12 protein-coding genes are annotated in these 16,532 nt (G+C 67.9%); 3 read left to right on the top strand and 9 right to left on the bottom strand.

Annotated features, from left to right (window positions below):
- Positions 1-42 precede the first annotated feature (42 nt).
- The 6 genes from OU994_RS10900 to OU994_RS10875 all read right to left on the bottom strand — a co-directional run bounded on the left by OU994_RS10900 (position 43) and on the right by OU994_RS10875 (position 8,828).
- Positions 43-2,490 carry a glycoside hydrolase family 95 protein gene (locus OU994_RS10900; RefSeq protein ID WP_281610747.1) on the bottom strand — a complete coding sequence of 816 codons (2,448 nt, stop codon included), beginning with the start codon at positions 2,488-2,490 and terminating at the stop codon, positions 43-45.
- 64 nt (positions 2,491-2,554) lie between these two features.
- A complete protein-coding gene (locus tag OU994_RS10895) occupies positions 2,555-3,469 on the bottom strand; it encodes a GntR family transcriptional regulator (RefSeq protein WP_281610746.1) in 915 nt (304 codons plus the stop codon).
- Positions 3,470-3,679: 210 nt separating this feature from the next.
- Entirely contained in the window at positions 3,680-4,690 is a 1,011-nt protein-coding gene (locus tag OU994_RS10890) for a zinc-binding alcohol dehydrogenase family protein (protein WP_281610745.1), read from the bottom strand.
- Positions 4,691-4,935: 245 nt separating this feature from the next.
- Entirely contained in the window at positions 4,936-6,411 is a 1,476-nt protein-coding gene (locus OU994_RS10885) for a CitMHS family transporter (protein ID WP_281610744.1), read from the bottom strand.
- Between the two features lie 259 nt (positions 6,412-6,670).
- A complete protein-coding gene (locus OU994_RS10880; RefSeq protein WP_281610743.1) occupies positions 6,671-8,125 on the bottom strand; it encodes a sensor histidine kinase in 1,455 nt (484 codons plus the stop codon).
- A 13-nt stretch (positions 8,126-8,138) separates the two neighbouring features.
- A complete protein-coding gene (locus tag OU994_RS10875; protein ID WP_131146899.1) occupies positions 8,139-8,828 on the bottom strand; it encodes a response regulator in 690 nt (229 codons plus the stop codon).
- Between the two features lie 292 nt (positions 8,829-9,120).
- Between OU994_RS10875 and OU994_RS10870 the strand changes: the two genes are divergently transcribed.
- Together OU994_RS10870 and OU994_RS10865 are read left to right on the top strand one after the other, a co-directional pair.
- On the top strand, positions 9,121-10,182 hold the full coding sequence (locus OU994_RS10870; protein WP_281610742.1) for a porin: 1,062 nt from the start codon (positions 9,121-9,123) through the stop codon (positions 10,180-10,182).
- Positions 10,183-10,234: 52 nt separating this feature from the next.
- Complete coding sequence (locus OU994_RS10865; protein ID WP_373922578.1) at positions 10,235-11,221, top strand: tripartite tricarboxylate transporter substrate binding protein; 987 nt, start codon at positions 10,235-10,237, stop codon at positions 11,219-11,221.
- Between the two features lie 5 nt (positions 11,222-11,226).
- On the opposite strand, the gene OU994_RS10860 is transcribed toward OU994_RS10865, so the two are convergent.
- Both OU994_RS10860 and OU994_RS10855 read right to left on the bottom strand, forming a co-directional pair.
- Positions 11,227-12,603 carry a glycoside hydrolase family 27 protein gene (locus OU994_RS10860; protein ID WP_281610741.1) on the bottom strand — a complete coding sequence of 459 codons (1,377 nt, stop codon included), beginning with the start codon at positions 12,601-12,603 and terminating at the stop codon, positions 11,227-11,229.
- 300 nt (positions 12,604-12,903) lie between these two features.
- Positions 12,904-15,261 carry a PEP/pyruvate-binding domain-containing protein gene (locus tag OU994_RS10855; RefSeq protein ID WP_281610740.1) on the bottom strand — a complete coding sequence of 786 codons (2,358 nt, stop codon included), beginning with the start codon at positions 15,259-15,261 and terminating at the stop codon, positions 12,904-12,906.
- Positions 15,262-15,446: 185 nt separating this feature from the next.
- Between OU994_RS10855 and OU994_RS10850 the strand changes: the two genes are divergently transcribed.
- Complete coding sequence (locus tag OU994_RS10850) at positions 15,447-15,656, top strand: hypothetical protein (protein ID WP_281610739.1); 210 nt, start codon at positions 15,447-15,449, stop codon at positions 15,654-15,656.
- 163 nt (positions 15,657-15,819) lie between these two features.
- On the opposite strand, the gene OU994_RS10845 is transcribed toward OU994_RS10850, so the two are convergent.
- A complete protein-coding gene (locus tag OU994_RS10845) occupies positions 15,820-16,218 on the bottom strand; it encodes a VOC family protein (protein WP_281610738.1) in 399 nt (132 codons plus the stop codon).
- Between the last annotated feature and the right edge of the window lie 314 nt (positions 16,219-16,532).

The following is a 16,532-nucleotide window of genomic DNA, read 5'->3' as shown; positions in this document are numbered from 1 at the left end:
TATCGATTCCACATTCACGCATGTCAACCGGCCAGCCCCGCATCACTGCGGCCGCACCTCGTACACCTTGCCTTTCTCCGCCTTGAACGCCACCGTATGGCCCATCGCGGCGGGCTGGCTGCGCACGCCGTCCACCGTGACCGGTACGGCGCTGCGCAGCACGCACTGGCCGTCCTGGCGCGCTTCGATGCGCGCATTGCGCAGCCGGCCGCCCTGCCACGCGATATCGACGACATAATTGCCGCGCCCGACGATGCCTTTCACCGATCCGTCGCGCCAGGCGGCGGGCAGCGCCGGCAGCAGGTGCAGTTCGCCGTGCTGGCTTTGCAGCAGCATCTCGATCCCGCCGGCCGTGCCGGCGAAGTTGCCGTCGATCTGGAATGGCGGATGGGCGTCGAACAGGTTGGCGTAGGCGCCGCCGTGCTTGTCGCCCGGTTTCGTCAGCCGCAGCAGGTTGCGGAACAGCTTGTGGGCACGGTCGCCGTCGAGCAGCCGCGCCCAGAAGTTGACTTTCCAGGCCAGCGCCCAGCCGGTGCCGTCGTCGCCGCGCAATTCCAGCGTGCGGCGCGCGGCGGCGGCCAGGTCGGGGGTGGCCAGCGGCGAGATGGTGCGCGCCGGATGCAGCGCGTAGAGGTGCGACACGTGCCGGTGGTGCGGATCGACTTCCTCGAAATCCCGGTACCACTCCTGCAACTGGCCGCGCGCGCCGATGCGGAACGGCAGCAGGCGAGCTGTCGCGGCCTCCAGCTCGTCGCGGAACGCGCTATCGATGCCCAACACTTGCGCCGCCGCGCCGACGTTCTCGAACAGGTCGCGGGCGATGGCCAGGTCCATCGTCGAGCCGACGCTGACGGTGCCCTGCCTGCCGCCGCCGTAGTAGAAATCGTTCTCCGGCGAGGTGGAGGGCGACGTGACCAAGTAGCCTTCCGCATCCGGGTGCAGCCAGGCCAGCGTGAAGCGCGCCGCTTCCCTCATCAGCGGGTAGGCCTCGCGCAGGTAGGCCCGGTCGCCCGTGAACTGGTAATGCTCCCACAGGTGGCGGCTCAGCCACGCGCTGCCCATCGACCAGTTGGCCCATTTCGGGTCGCCCTTGCCGAAATCGCCGACCGGATTGCTGGCGGCCCAGATATCGGCATTGTGGTGCACCGCCCAGCCGGGCGCGCGGTAGTACGAGGCCGCTGTGCCGGTCCCGGTGACGGCCAGGTTGCGGATCAGGTCATCCATCGGCGTGAACAGTTCCGGCAGGTTGGCGCTTTCCACCGGCCAGTAATTCATCTGCACGTTGATGTTGGTGGTGTAGTTGCTGCTCCACGGCGGCCGCACCGCATTGTTCCAGATGCCCTGCAGGTTGGCCGGCGCGCCACGCGTGCGCGACGACGCGATCAGCAGGTAGCGGCCGAACTGCACGTACAGCGCTTCCAGCGCCGCGTCAGGCTGGCCGCCCGTGAACTCGGCGAGGCGGCGGTCGGTGGGCAGCCCGGCGCGGTCCGGTTCATCGGGGTTGAGTGTCAACGCCACGCGGTCGAACAGCTGGCGCACGTCGGCCACGTGCGCCGCGCGCAGCGCCGCATAGTCGCGCTTCGCGGCACGTTCGAGGTGCGCCAGGGCCAGCGCGTGCTGGTCCCGGCCGGCGCTGTCCGGGCATTGGTCGAAGCCGGCAAAGCTGGTCGCGGCCGACAGCAGCAGCACCACTTCGGAGGCACCGCGGATGGCGATACGGCCACCGCTGGCCTCGACCGTGCCATCCCTGACGACGGGCTGCACGATCAGTTCGAAGCGCATGCCCCGGCAACCGGCCGGATCGTTCCACACCACCGGTTCGGCGTTGTCGTTCACGTAGTTCGGGTCCACGTGGGCGGGCGCCTTGCCCGCCATGACGAGCGCCGTGCCGCTGGCCGCGGTCCGCGCACGCAGCTGGCTTGCCGTCGCCACGTCCAGGTTCAGGCGGCCCGGCCGGTCGGACGTCAGCCGCACGACGATCACCTGGTCCGGCGCCGAAGCGAACACCTCGCGCTGGTAACGCACGCCGCCGGCCGTGAACGACGTGGTGGCGATGCCGTCGCGGATGTCCAGCGCACGGCGGTAGCCGGTGGCTTCGCCCTGGTAGTCCTGCCGGATGGCAAGGTCGCCCAGCGGCAGGTAGCTTTCCGTGTACGGCCCCTGCATCCGGCGCGCCCAGTCGCTGCCGGCCGCGTAGTCGCCGCGGGCCAGGGCCGCGCGTGCCTTGCCCAGCGCATCGAAGGCGCCCGGGTTGAGGTCCCTGGCCACCGGGCCGCCGCTCCACAGCGTGGCTTCATTCAGCTGCAGCAGTTCCTCGCCGGGGCGGCCGAACACCATGGCGCCGAGCCGGCCATTGCCGACCGGGAGCGCTTCGGTCCACGCCGCGGCGGGCTTGTCGTAGTGGAGCACGAGGCCATCGGCGGGCACCGCGGCGGCATTGGCCATCATTGCGAACGCGCACAGGGCGGCGGTAATGCGGAAGTCGGTCATTGGCTGTCCTGGAAAATTGACGGGATGCCGGGACGGCGCGGCAGGATGGCATCACCCTCCGCGATCACGCTTCCCGCAACGCCTTCTCGCGGTTGCGCAGGGCGCGCAGCATCGTGCTGCGCGACGATTGCAGGTGCGTGCGCATGGCGGCCAGCGCAGCCGGCACGTCGCGCGCCACCAGCGCCCGCAGGATCGCCACGTGCTCCTGCACCGCGTACTGGTTGCGCGGCAGCTCGTCGCGCTTGTCCCATTGGTAGTGGTAGTGGAAGACCAGCGAGACCGCGTCGTTCAGGCTGTTCGCGAAGCGGTTGCCCAGCAGGCCGATGAGGAAGGTATGGAATTCCCGGTCGAGCGGCGGGAATTCCGCATGGCTGGCCGCCGGCGCGGCGCCCAGCGCCTCGTGCCGCGCCAGCAGCTCGGCCAGGCGCTCGAAAGCCGGATCGCCGGCCGGCAGCGCGGCTACCCGTTCGATGGCCTTCAGCTCGAACATTTCGCGCACTTCGCCCAGCTCGTGCGCGAACGATGGATCGAAGGCGCACAGGCGCCAGCCGCCGCGCGGCTTCTTTTCGATCAGGCCGTGACGGGAAAAACCGATCAGGAATTCGCGCACGGCGATCGTGCTGACGCCGGACGCGCGGGCCAGCTCCGCCTCGGAAAACTCGGCGCCCGGCGGCAGGTCGCGCTGGTAGATGCGTTCCATCAGCACCTGCTGCAGCCGCTCGGTGCCGCTGTGCAGTTCGGCGACGTCGAACCAGTCGTCCTCGCGCGGCTTGCGCAGCAACTGGCGCTCCTTCATGCCGGCGATCAGCCCGCGCTCGATGAAATACGCCAGCGTGCTGCGGATCGCGGTGCGGCTGCCCTGCCCCAGCTCCGTCATCCTCACCTCGGTGGGCAGCGGCTCGCCGACCGCCACATGGTCGTCGATGTACTGCAGCAGCAGGTTGGTGCAGCGTCGCGAAGTGGTGGGCAGCTTGGACATGGGGCGGGCAACGGGCCGCGCTGGCGGCGCAAGATGAATGATCCGGCATTCTACCTGCCCGCCTGGCCGGCCATTTACCTGCCCGCTTGTTTGCCCGCTTATTTGCCCGCTTATTTGCCCGCTTATTTGCCCACTTATTTGCTCGCTTGTTTGCCCACTTATATGCCCACTCTTCTACCCCCTCATGCGCGCATCGGCTTCCCGGCGCCATCACACTTCGACGATGGCCTTGATGACGCCGGCGGCCGGGTCCATCCATTGCGGCAGCACGTCGACGAAGCCGGCCAGCGTGGCGCGGTGCGTGTTCATCAGCGCCGTCGGCACCCGGCCGGCCTGCATGGCCGCGAGCACTGCCTGGAAATCGGCGGCGGTGGCGTTGCGGCTGCCCAGCAGGGTGGTCTCGCGCTTGTGGAATTCCGGGTCGTCGAACGAGATGCGGTCGCGCACGATCGACACCAGTACGTAGCTGCCGCCATGCGCGACGAATTCGAGCCCGCGCTCCATCGCCCGCACATTGCCGGTGGCGTCGAACACGGCGTCGAAGAATTCGCCGCCCGTGATTGCCGCCAGCGCGGCCTTGTCATGTTCGCCCACCGTCACCGTGCGCTCGATGCCCAGCGCCTGGCGGCAGAACGCCAGCCGGTCTTCACGCGTATCGAGCACGCTGACCGTGGCACCTTGCAGCCCGGCGAACAGGGCCACCGCGATGCCGATCGGCCCGGCGCCCGCCACCAGCACGTTCTGGCCGGGCTTGACGTCGCCACGCCGGACGGCATGGGCGCCGATGGCGAGGAATTCCAGCATCGCCGCGTCGTCCAGCGAGATCCCGCCGGTCCTGAAAACGAATTGCGCGGGCAGCGCCAGGTACTCGGCCATGCCGCCATCGCGGTGAACGCCCAGTACCTGCAGATGGGTGCAGCAGTTGGTCTTGCCCTTGCGGCAGGCCACGCAGTGGCCGCACGACAGGTAAGGCATCACGTAGACTTGGTCGCCGGCCCGCAGGCCGCTGTCCTCCGGCGCCGTGACCACCTCGCCGGACAGTTCGTGGCCCATCACGCGGGGATATTCCAGGTAGGGCTGGGTGCCGCGGAAGATGTGCATGTCCGTGCCGCACAGGCCGATGCGGCGGACCCGCAGCAGCACTTCGCCCGGGCCAGCCTGCGGCATGGGCCGGTCGACCAGCCGCAGCTCGCCGGGGGATTCGCAAACGACAGCTTTCATGGTGCCCTTTCATGAACGGGAGGGCCCCAGTGTACTTCATATATACGATACAAATCTATGGCTTTACCGCTCAAGCCGGTGAGCGGCTAGGGTGTAACGCTAATGCCAGTTCCTTAGAATTTCCAGCATGTTACCGACGCCTGCCTCCACTCCAAAAGCGAACTGCTGGGGTCGGACCCGACGGGTCCGACCCCGGATTTTTGCGCCTGGGGTTGGCTTAACCAGGCGGCATTGGATGAGTCAGCTCATGCATTACCCATCAGCGGGATCACGCCGAACAGGATCGCCGCGACCAGCATCACCAGGGTTGCCGAGATCGACCACAGCAGCGTGTAGCGCTGGTGGTCGCCGAATTCCACTTCCGACATGCCGACCAGCAGGTAGGTGGAGGCCACGAGCGGGCTGAGCAGGTGGACCGGCTGGCCGACGATCGATGCGCGGCCGATCTCGGCGGCGGTGATGCCGTACACCTCGGCCGCCTTGGCCAGCACCGGCACGATGCCGAAGTAGAACGCGTCGTTCGAGATGAAGAACGTGAACGGGATGCTGAGGATGCCCGTGACCACGGCCAGGTAAGGCCCCATCCATTCCGGCACGCCGGCGATGACGCTGTTGGCGATGGCATCGACCATCTTGGTGCCTTGCAGGATGCCGACGAAGATGCCGGCCGCGAAGATCAGCGACACCACGGGCACGGCGTTGCTGGCATGGGAAGCGATGCGCTCCTTTTGTTCCTGCAGGCCCGGGTAGTTGACCATGATGGCGATGGCGAAGAAGATCATGAACAGTGCCGGCAGTGGCAGCGCGCCCATGATCAGCAGCACCATCAGGGCCGCCGTCAGCAGGAAGTTAATCCAGATCAGCCTGGGCCGTGCGATGCCCGTGCCGGACAGCGTGATCTCCGGCGACGACGCTGCCGGGGCGGATGGGCCGCTGCCAGCCGCGGCGGCCTGGACGCCGGCCGCGTCGGCGCTGCCGCCATGGGCAACCCACTGGTCGGCGATCGCATTCAGCTCGGCGGTCGGCGGCATGCCGGCCAGGGCAGGCTGCGGGAAACCGGCCGCGGGCGCGGCCTTGCGCTCGGCGCCGCTGGCCGGCAATGCCGCGAAGCCGATGCGCTTGCGCTCCTTCATGCCGAGCATGTAGGCCACGAACAGCACCCACAGCGCGGTGACGGCCATCGGCAGGATCATCGGCACGAAGATCTCGCTGACATCCACGCCCAGCGCGCTCGCGGCGCGGGCGGTCGGCCCGCCCCACGGCAGGATATTGAACACGCCGCCCGCCAGCATGATCACGCAGGCCAGCACCAGCCGGCTCATGCCCATGCGCTTGTACAGCGGCAGCATGGCCGACACGGTGATCATGTAGGTGGTGGCGCCGTCGCCATCGAGCGAGATGAACATCGCCAGCGCCGCCGTGCCGACCACGATCTTCATCGGATCGCCGTCGACGATCTTGAGGATGCGGCGCACCACCGGGTCGAACAGGCCGGCATCGATCATGATGCCGAAGTACAGGATGGCGAACATCAGCATGACGCCGGTGGGCGCCAGCTTCTTGATCCCGTCGAGCATCATCGGCCCGAGTTCGGGGCCGAAGCCGCCGATGATGCCGAACGCGATCGGCACGATGATCAGCGCGACCAGCGCCGGCAGGCGCTTGGTCATGATCAGGAACATGAACACTACGACCATCGAATAGGCCAGGGTGGTCAACATTATGGATCTCCTTGCAGGTGCAAACCTGCGTTCTTGCTGTGGGGTCGGGAAGCGCTGCGAATGCTGCCGGGTTCAGGCAACGACGCCGCGTGGGCCAGGATTCAGGGGCAATGCCGGAATCGTCGGGATCGGCGGCGCCAGGACGGCGCGCGCGAAAGTGGTTTGTTCATCGTGTCTCCAGTCGTTGTCGGCGCGTTGTGCCACGCGTTATTGCGCTTGCTTATAACGACTATAAGCTTGCGTTGCTTTCAACTGGCTTTCAGTGGCCCGGATCGGCCTCGAACACCACGCTGACCTTCAGGCCGCGGCCACCTTCCCCGCTGCCGAGCGCCACGGTGGCGCCATGCAGGCCGGCGATGTCGCGCACGATGGCCAGCCCGAGGCCGGTGCCGCCGGGATTGGCTTCCAGCGTGGCCTGGGCGCGGTAGAACGGCATCAGCACCTTGTCGTGTTCCCCGGCCGGGATGCCGGGACCGCTGTCCACCACTTCCAGCAGTACGCCGGCTTCGCGCCGGGCAACCCGCAGCAGCACGCTGCCGCCCGCCGGCGTGTAGCGGATCGCGTTGTCGACCAGGTTGGCGACCAGCTCATGCAGCAGCAGTTCCTGGCCGTGCACCGTGGTATCGGCGCCCTCCTCCGCCTCCAGCGCCAGGTCGATGCCTTTCTGCACGGCCGGCACGGCCAGCTCCAGCCCCACCTGGGCCGCCACGGCCGCCAGCGCGACCGGCCCGGCGGGCGTGCTGCCGCCGCCATGTTCGATGCGCGCCAGCGTGAGCAGCCGGTTGGCCAGGTGGATGGCCGAATCGGTGGTGCCGGCGATCGAGCGCACGATGGCGCGCATGGCCGCCGGGTCGTCTTCGCGCAGGGCGATCTCGGCCTGCGTCTTGAGCACCGCCAGCGGCGTGCGCAACTGGTGCGATGCGTCGGCGATGAAGCGGCGCTGGCTGGCGACCAGGGCCTGCATGCGCGCCATGGTGCCGTTCATGGCCGCCACCAGCGGCCGCACTTCCCGGTGCACCAGTGCCTGGTCGATGTTCGACAGGTCCGACAGCGGCCGCGTCTCGAACTCGTTCTTCAGCCGCATCAGCGGGCGCAGCACCAGGCGCACGGCGAACCACACCAGCGTGGCCACCGCCAGCACCAGCAGGGCCTGGCGCAGCAGCGTGTTGACCAGGATGCGCCGCGACAGGGCGCGGCGCGCATCGAGCGTTTCCCCCACCTGTATCAGGGCGATGCCGCGCATCGTATCGTCGTAGACCGGCTGCAGCAGCGCCGCGATGCGCACCGGCTCGCCGTTGTAGTCGGCATGGTAGAAGCGCACCAGCGCCGGATACAGGTCCGAGCGGGGTTCCCTGGCCGGCACCGCCGGCAGGTCGCCGTAGCCGGACACGGTTTCGCCGTGCAGCCCGGTCACCTTGTAATAGATGCGGCCCAGCGTATCCGTCTCGAAACTGTCCAGCGCCACGTAGGGCACATTGGCGACGACCTTGCCGTCGCGCACGGAAACCCGTTCCGCCAGCGCGCGCGTGGAGGACAGCAGCGAGCGGTCGTAGGCGATGTCGGCGGTTTCCAGCGCGTCGCGGTACACCGACACGGCGTTCAGCGCCACCAGCGCCACGAGGGGCAGGATCAGCCAGCGCAGCAGCTGGTTGCGCAGGCTGCCCAGCGGCGTGGCGGCGCCGTTGCGGCCGGACGGTGCGGCGAACCAGGACATGGCGGCGCCGGCGTCAGGCCGGGCGTTCCTGCATGATGTAGCCGATGCCGCGCAGCGTGACGATCGACGCGCCGCCATCCGGGCGGCGTTCCAGTTTCTTGCGGATGCGGTGGACATACAGCTCGATGGCGTCGAGGTTGACGTCGTCTTCCAGCGCGAAGACTTCCTGGAACAGCTTCTCCTTCGACAGGGCGCGGCCCGGCCGGGCGATCAGCGCCTCCAGCACGGCATGCTCGCGCGGCGTGAGCGCAAGCGGTTCGCCACAGTAGGAAAACATGCGCGACACCGTATCGAAACTCAGCTGGCCGCAGCGGTGCACCAGGGCCTCGTTGCCGCTGCGGCGCCGCAGCAGCGCCTTCACGCGCGCCTCCAGCTCGGCCAGCTCGAATGGCTTGGCCAGGTAATCGTCGGCGCCTTCGTTCAGGCCCTGCACCCGGTCTTCCAGCCCGCCCCGCGCCGTCAGGATCAGCACGGGCGTGCCGCCGCGGCTGCCGCCGCGGGCGCGCAGGCGGCGCAGCACTTCCATCCCGTCCATCCGCGGCAGGGTCAGGTCGAGGATCACCAGCGCGTAGTCCTGGGTATGCAGCAGCGTGTCCGCGTCCGCGCCGGTGGCGGCGCACTCGACGGTGAGGTTGGCATCGCGCAAAGCCTTCGATACCCAATGGGCCAGCTCGACGTGGTCTTCGACTAACAGGATTCTCATCGCGCCAGTGTAAGCGCAAACCGCCCGCCGCGGAAAGGCTGGCGGTCCGCGCAAATGCCTGGTGTCGGACACCCTGGTGTCCGACACCGGTTTTTCTACCCGCGTGGGCAATATCCGGCGAAAACCGGTGTCCGACACCAGAACGACTGCACTGCAATGCGATGAGCGTACCGGCAGGGGCTTGCGTGCACTGAAAGGGAATTGAAAGCTCGCTGCGCATATAGTCCGCTCAAAGCCGTCCGCCCCGCCCCGTGGACAAGCGGCACACAACAATGACAGATCAGGAGACACCATGAAGCAACCAGCACTCGCGCTCGCCATCCTGGCGGCGTTTTCCCTGAACCATTCGGCCTTCGCCCAGAGCAGCGTGGAGCTCTACGGCCTGCTCGACGTCGGCGTCGAATACGTCAACCATGCCGGCGACGACGGCGGCAGCCTGGCGCGCGTGATCTCGGGCGGCAAGAACACCTCGCGCTGGGGCATCCGCGGCAGCGAAGACCTGGGTGGCGGCCTGAAGGCCGTGTACAACCTGGAAGGCGGCATCCTGATGGACACCGGTGCCGCCGATGGCGCGCTGTTCAAGCGCCAGGCCTACGTGGGCCTGGACGGCAAGTATGGCCGGCTCATCATCGGCCGCTCGTTCACCACCACGTACGACCTGGTGATCAAGTTCGATCCGCTGGGCTTCGCGCCCAATTACTCGTGGGCCACCACCGGCGGCGCCACCGGGCCGTCGAAGTACGGCATGACGACGTCGTTCGACAACATGGTCAAATACACCGGCAAGAGCGGCGGCTTTACCTATGGCGCCTCGATCGGGCTGGGCGAACGGGCCGGCAATGCGGACGAAGGCCGCAAGATCGCGCTGGGCGGTTCGTGGTTCGGCAAGGGACTCGGCCTGATGGCGGCCTGCGAACAGGTCAACGGGACCACGGTCGCCCCGGCCATCCGGCGCGACCGGACCAACGGCTGCCACCTGGCGAGCGACTACACGACGGGCGACTGGCGCTACACGGCCGGCATGCGCGCGTACAAGCTGCGCCATGGCGCCGCCGCGACCGCCGACCTGCGCGGCAATACCTACTGGGGCGGCATCACCCGCGTGATCGACGACGTGACGCTGACCGGCGCCGTCTACCACATCGACACGCGCAACCTGCCGGCCGGCCAGGATGCCGATCCGACGATGTTCGTGGCGCGCGCCATGCTGGCGCTGTCCAAGCGCACCACGCTGTACGTGTCGGCCGCGCATGCCAAGGCCGACGAAGGCCGGCTGGTCGGGCTGTCGCGCGACGACGCGGGCACCGGCACCACGCAGAGCGGCATTACGGCCGGCATCCAGCACCGCTTCTGACCATCGTTTAATTGATCCCGGGCGCGCCCGCGCGGCGCGCTATGATGGGCACATGAATCTCCTGCCTCGCAACTTCCCCGCGCGCCTGCTGCCGTGGCTTGCCCTGCTCTGCCTGGGGCAGGCCCGGGCCGCGCCGCCCGAGGCGGAATGCCTGATCCCCTCCAAGCCGGGCGGTGCGATGGACCTGACCTGCAAGCTGGCCCGGCAAGCCCTGCAGCAGACCCCGGCCGCGCCGCAGCTCAAGCTGAGCTACCTGCCCGGCGGCGTGGGCGCGGTAGCGTGGCACACGCTGGTATCGCAGCGCCGCGCGGAACCGAACACGCTGGTCACCTTTTCCAGCGGGTCCATCCTGAACCTGGCCCTGGGCAAGTTCGGCAAGGCCGATGTCAACGACGTGCGCTGGGTGGCGGCGTTCGGCGCCGACTACGGCATGGTTGCCGTGCGCGCAGATTCACCGTATCGCACGCTGGGCGACCTGGTCGGCGCCTTGAAGCGCGATCCGCGCCAGGTGCTGATCGGCATGTCCGGCACGGTGGGCAGCCAGGACTGGATCAAGATGGCGCTGCTGGCGCGCCTGGCTGGCATCGACCCGCGCAAGCTGCGCTTCGTGGCGCTGGAAGGCGGCGGCGAGCAGTTCGTCGCCATGCAGGCCAACCATGTGCAGGCCGTGTCGGGCGATACCTCCGAAGCGCTGCTGAACGCCGGCCCCGGCAAGGTGCGGGTGCTGGCCGTGCTGGCCGAACGGCGCCTGCCCGGCCTGCTGGCCGGCGTGCCGACGGCGCGCGAACAGGGCTATGACGTGGTCTGGCCCGTGATCCGCGGCGTGTGGATGGGGCCCGACGTGCCCGAGGCCGACTACCGCCGCTGGGTGGCGGCCTTCGCCGGCATCGAAACGGCGCCCGGCTTCGCGCAGATGCGCACGCAGGCCGGGCTGTATCCGTTCACGCTGACGGGCGAGGCGCTGACCGCCTACGTCCGGCGCACCGCCGACACCTACAACCGGCAGGCCAGGCAGTTCGGGCTGGTGCGCGAGCGTTAAGGAACCTACGCGGTCAGCTGCAGCAGCACGGAAGCGTGCGGCGCCAGTGCCTGCCTGACGCTGCCCGTGACGGGCGCCATGTCGCGCCGCGCCCACAGGTCGCGGCACTTCACCTGCCGCCCGCCCAGGTTCAGGCGCGACAGGTCGAACACCAGTTCGGTGGCGCTGTCGCCGGTATTGAACAGGGCGAGATAATGGACGCTGCCCTGGCCGGCCGGCTGGGCGCTCCAGATGCGCGTGCCGGCATCGGCCCGGTGCGGCCGGTTCGCCGTGCTGCGCTGGTTCACGGCCAGCACTTCCGGGTTGGTCAGCAGCGCCAGCGTGCGCTCATCCAGGTGGCGCAGGTCGCCGCCCATGATCAGCGGCGAGCGGGCGATCGACCACAGCGTCATCAGCGTCCGCTGCTCGTCCGGCGTGAACTTGGTGTCGCGCTCGCCCAGTGCCAGGCGGCCCAGCGGCAGCATGTCGGCATCCGGCCAGGCGTTGGCGGCCATGTACGGATTCCAGTTTTCCAGCCGCGTGAACTGCTCGTGCAGCAGCTTCCATTCGTCCCAGAAGTCGTCCGAGATGCGCCACATCTGCGCATAGTGCGGCACGTGCAGGGCCCACTTCAGGTCCGTCTCCCCCGGTGACAGGCTGAGGGTGATCGGCCGGCCCGTCTTCTGGATCGCCTTGCGCGCCGCCTCGATTTCCGGCCAGTTGGCATCGTAGGGGCGCGACATGTCGTCCATCTTGACGAAGTCCACGCCCCATGACGCGTACAGCGCGAAGATCGAATCGTAGTAGGCCTGGGCACCGGGCTTGCTCATGTCCACGCCGTACATGTCGGGATTCCACGCGCAGATCGAATTGGTGTTGGCGATGTCCTGCGCGCGATACTGCGTGCCCAGCACCGGCGTGTTGGCGCGCACGGCCTGGCGCGGAATGCCCCGCATCACGTGGATGCCGAACTTCATGCCCAGCTTGTGGACCTGGTCGGCCAGGGCCTTGAAGCCGCCGCCGCCGGCCGCGCTGGGGAAACGGTTGGGTGCCGGCAGCAGGCGGCCGTTGGCATCCATCGTCAGTTCCGCGCCCTTGCGGTATTCATAGCTGTTGGCGTTCGGCTCGTACCACTGGATGTCGACGGTGAACACGTCATATCCGGACGGCAGCAGTTTATCGGCCATGATGCGGGCATTTTCCAGCGCCTGCGCTTCGGTGATCGTGGTGGCGAAGGAGTTCCAGCTGTTCCAGCCCATCGGCGGGGTCGGCGCCAGCTCCCTGGCCTTGCGCACCGGGGTGGCCGTTGCCGCGCTGGCGATGGTGGGGGTCACAGCAGGGGCCACGCTGGCCAGGCCGGTGAGGATGGAGGCGGTAAGAAGGTTTCTGCGGTGTGGGTTCATGCTCTGCCAGGAATTGGATGATCGGATGGACCGCCGCCTTCAAGTGTCGACAGGGGCAGGTTCCGCGTTGTCGTCGTCTTCGATCCGGCGCCCGCCGATCCTCGAGCCAGCGGCTGCGGAATCGTCGGACGGTCTTCTCCCCCGGATCGAGCGCCCATGATGATAACTCGGCAATCCGGCGCGGCGGCCCCTTCTGCGATCACGAAATGACCGGCTCCGATACCGAAAACGGCATCCATCGATTCGCGCCGCGCTGCGCCGGGAGCGAGGCGACCGGGTGCCGCTTTCGCAGCCGATCGTTCAGGGAGGGATCATGGACGCGTCCTGCGACGCGGCCATTGCGGGGCCGCGCGCCGCCACGGGCGGTTCATCGATCACGGTCACCGTGCCCCGGGCGCCATCCACCTCGACGAGCTGGCCGTCGCACAGCCGCGTGAACACGTCGGCGATCCCGGCCACGCAGGGCTTGTTGAATTCGCGGGCGACCAGTGCGCCGTGCTGCAGCATGCCGCCGATCTCCAGCACGATCGCCGCGGCATTGACGAACAGCGGCGTCCAGCCCGGATCGGTGGTGTAGGCCACCAGGATATCGCCCGGCTCGATCGACTGGCCGTGGGCGTTGCGCAGGCATTTCACCCGGCCCCTGGCCACCCCGGGCGACAGCGCCATCCCGCAAAGCTGGCCGGGTGCTTCGGCACGCGGCGGTGCGCGCAGGATCCGTCCCCGCGAGACGATGAGCGCCGGGAAGCTTTCGACCCGCCGCGCCAGCAGCTCACCGAACTGGTTGCCGCTCGCCCGCCGGTCACGCAGGGAGGCGCCGTGGCCGCCGCCCGCCGCTTCCAGGTCCGCGCAGGACAAGTCGAAGACGTGGTGGGCCGCGTCCAGCTTGCCGGCGGCCGCCAGTTCGGTGCCGGCCGCCAGTGCCAGCTTGCGCACCTGGTGGCGGAACAGCAGATTGAGGTGTTTCGGCGTGTCGCGTGTTCCGGCAAACAGCACCGTCATCGCATACAGGCGCTTCAGCAACGGCCGCCGCAGTGGACCGAAGCGGGCCAGCAAGGCCTGGCAGGCGTCGTGTCGCTGCTTCGCCAGCTGCCGATGCGCCAGCGCCGGATCGTATTCCTCGGGCGAGGATGCCATGAAGGACATCTGGCGCAGCAGCAGGCGGGGATCGTCCCGATACGCCGGATTCGCCAGGTCCATTTCGCCCGGACCGCGGCAGCCATATGCCGCCATGAACCGCTGCCACTCGGCCAGGAACGGCTCGGGTATGTCGCGCTGCTCGATGCGTGCGGCAAGTGCTTCGGGATCGGCGAAATCGCCAGGCGCGAGCATGTGCGCCAGGCGGAACATGGCGATGTTCATCTCGACCACCGGATTCCCGTCCAGTCCACGCACGAGCTGCGCGGCCAGCCGCTGTTCGATGGCGCAATCGGTGCGGGCCAGGCGCATCATCGCCGTCATTGCGCCCACGCCGGCCACCATCGCCGGCATGGCCACGTCGACGATCGCCTCGGCAGCCACCGCGCCGAGCCGCTGCTGCAGCCCGGACAGGGTGGTTCCCTCGGCCGGGGCGGCGCACAGCAGCTGCTCGGCCTTGCCCAGCCGCGCAAGGAACTGACTGTGCGCATGGCGCGGTGCGAGGAACGCTGCGAGGCTGCGCCACAGCGGCCTTCGCAGTTTCCACGCCATGCGCGGCAACAGGCGCAGCATGGGCCACAGCGATGGCCGCGCCGGCGACCGGTAGCGCGTGACGTCGACGGTGGCCAATGCCTCGCCGAGCAGTGCGTCCGTGGGCGCATTGCTGCGTGCAAGCTGCCGTGGCGTGGCCAGCCACAGCACGCGCGACAGGTTCAGGTACATGCGCCCGCTGCCAATGTAGAGCCAGCCGTCGGGCTGGTCCATGGGAAGGTCGACGCGGCCCGCGGCGTGGCCGACCATGCTGCGAATGGTGCGCTTCAGCCAGTCCTGTCCCATCGCCGAGACGGGCGCATTGATGGTCAGTCCCTTTGCCAGCGCGATATCCATGTACAGCGTGCGCGGCGCACCGGGCTGCGAGACCATGGCCGGACTCAGCGGGACGTGGGTCGTGATCGGACGGGCCTGCAGGATATGCAGGATCTGGCCGGCATAGGCGAATTCCACGTCGACCGGTACGCCGAACAGGCATTCGATGCGCTCGAGCGTGGGCACCAGTTCATCCAGTTGCCAGGGCGCCAGGCAAAGCTGGCCGCGCGGGCCCGGTTCACGGCCTTGCGTGCCTCCCGCCGGCGCCACTGCGCTAACGATGCGCTTGTCGCCCAGCACGCTGCCGACCAGGCGGCCGCCGGCTTTCTCCAGCACGAACTGGTCAGCCATGCTGCGTCCATCGACCACCGGATCGCCCAGCCCCCAGTTGGCGCTGATCACCACCTCGTCATGGTCGTTGTTCAGCGGATTGATGGAAAAACCCACGCCGGAGACATCGCTATCGAGCTGTCGCTGGACAATGACGGCAATGGAGGGTTCGAACACCGGCAATTCGCGTTTGGCCTTGTACGCGAAGGCCGGGACGCCGAGGCAGGAGGCGAAGCAGGTGCGCACAGCCTGTTCGAGATCGCTGGCGGGCACGCCCAGGCAAGTCCGGTACACGCCCGCGAACGACGCGGTCCATGTCTTCATCCGGCGACGAAGAGCGCACCGCATAGCCGGCATCGTAGTGGTCGGCGGCACAGCGCAGCGCCAGCCTGTCGAGCGTCTCGCGCTGCACAGGCTCCCAGTCGAGCGAACGCGCATGCCGCTGCAGTTCGGCGCAGTGCGAGGCCCAGTCGCGCGGCGCGGCGCGAACCAGTGCCTGCCAGGCAGGTGTGGCACGAATCCTGGCCATCCATGGGGAGAAGAAATCGGCGGTCAAGACCAGGGCCGGGGGTACCTGGAAGCCGGCCGATGCCAGGCGCGCCAATGAAAGCGCCTTGCCGCCGACCGACGCGCGCGACACGCTGGCCAACCCTGGGATCGGCACCAGGAAGGGGTCGGCGGACACGATGCGTGCCGCCGGTTCAGGGGAAGAACGCTGAATGGATGCATCCATGTCGGCCGGATCCGTTTTGTTATTCCGGCAATAGTAGCAATGAATGCTGCATCGGCACAGGAAATCACATCGCCTGGTCCGCCACGGAGACCTGGGATGGCTGGCCCGTGGATGATACCCCTGGGGTCAACGGGAATGTTTCGTCGTCCTCACTCCTGCTGTGCCATCCACACCAGTTCCCACACATGGCCATCCAGGTCTTCGAAGGCATGGCTGTACATGAAGCCATGGTCTTGCGGCGCACGCGGCGCCCGGCCGCCGGCGGCGATCGCCTTGGCCACGATCCCGTCGACTTCCTCCCGGCTTTCGCAGCTCAGGCAGATCAGCACCCCGGTCGCCTCCTTCGCCTGCGCGATGGGCTTGTCGATGAAGGTCTTGAAGAACGCGTGCGTCAGCAGCATGGCATGGATGCTGCCCTCGGCGATGACCAGGCAGGCACCGCTCTCGTTGGTGAATTGCGCATTGAACGTGTAACCGAGCGCCTGGAAAAACTCCTTGGATTTGTCGAGGTCGCTGACCGGCAGGTTGACGAAGATCTGTTTATTCATGACATCCTCAGCTGATAAAGGTGGGTGGAATAACGGGTCTGGCATTCTGACGACGAACGATGATGGGTTAAATCGACAACGTAATCAAGAAAATGTGGCGCCACGCGCAGCGCCGGACTGCGTCGCTCCGGCGCGAACTCCCCCGGCTGGCGCATCGACCAGCACTTGCCGTGGGCACGGCCCCGTCCGGCCTTGATCGCCGATCACCCCAGCTCGACGGTCGCTGCATTGTGCACTGCACAAAACTTCGCTTGACTTCCACCCTCATCCCTGTACACTGGACTTTGTTGCGCTGCACAATAGATTAGCTTGAG

The organism is Pseudoduganella sp. SL102 (genome assembly GCF_027856995.1).
Taxonomy (GTDB): domain Bacteria; phylum Pseudomonadota; class Gammaproteobacteria; order Burkholderiales; family Burkholderiaceae_D; genus Rugamonas; species Rugamonas albidiflava.
Note: the sequence above shows the minus strand (reverse complement) of the source record. Positions and strands in the feature narration are given on the sequence as shown.

What these genes read in the sequence shown, in the direction of transcription:
- OU994_RS10900 (WP_281610747.1), bottom strand. Translation starts at nt 2,490, where the DNA reads ATGACCGACTTCCGCATTACCGCCGCCCTGTGCGCGTTCGCAATGATG.
- OU994_RS10895 (WP_281610746.1), bottom strand. Translation starts at nt 3,469, where the DNA reads ATGTCCAAGCTGCCCACCACTTCGCGACGCTGCACCAACCTGCTGCTG.
- OU994_RS10890 (WP_281610745.1), bottom strand. Translation starts at nt 4,690, where the DNA reads ATGAAAGCTGTCGTTTGCGAATCCCCCGGCGAGCTGCGGCTGGTCGAC.
- OU994_RS10885 (WP_281610744.1), bottom strand. Translation starts at nt 6,411, where the DNA reads ATGTTGACCACCCTGGCCTATTCGATGGTCGTAGTGTTCATGTTCCTG.
- OU994_RS10880 (WP_281610743.1), bottom strand. Translation starts at nt 8,125, where the DNA reads ATGTCCTGGTTCGCCGCACCGTCCGGCCGCAACGGCGCCGCCACGCCG.
- OU994_RS10875 (WP_131146899.1), bottom strand. Translation starts at nt 8,828, where the DNA reads ATGAGAATCCTGTTAGTCGAAGACCACGTCGAGCTGGCCCATTGGGTA.
- OU994_RS10870 (WP_281610742.1), top strand. Translation starts at nt 9,121, where the DNA reads ATGAAGCAACCAGCACTCGCGCTCGCCATCCTGGCGGCGTTTTCCCTG.
- OU994_RS10865 (WP_373922578.1), top strand. Translation starts at nt 10,235, where the DNA reads ATGAATCTCCTGCCTCGCAACTTCCCCGCGCGCCTGCTGCCGTGGCTT.
- OU994_RS10860 (WP_281610741.1), bottom strand. Translation starts at nt 12,603, where the DNA reads ATGAACCCACACCGCAGAAACCTTCTTACCGCCTCCATCCTCACCGGC.
- OU994_RS10855 (WP_281610740.1), bottom strand. Translation starts at nt 15,261, where the DNA reads ATGAAGACATGGACCGCGTCGTTCGCGGGCGTGTACCGGACTTGCCTG.
- OU994_RS10845 (WP_281610738.1), bottom strand. Translation starts at nt 16,218, where the DNA reads ATGAATAAACAGATCTTCGTCAACCTGCCGGTCAGCGACCTCGACAAA.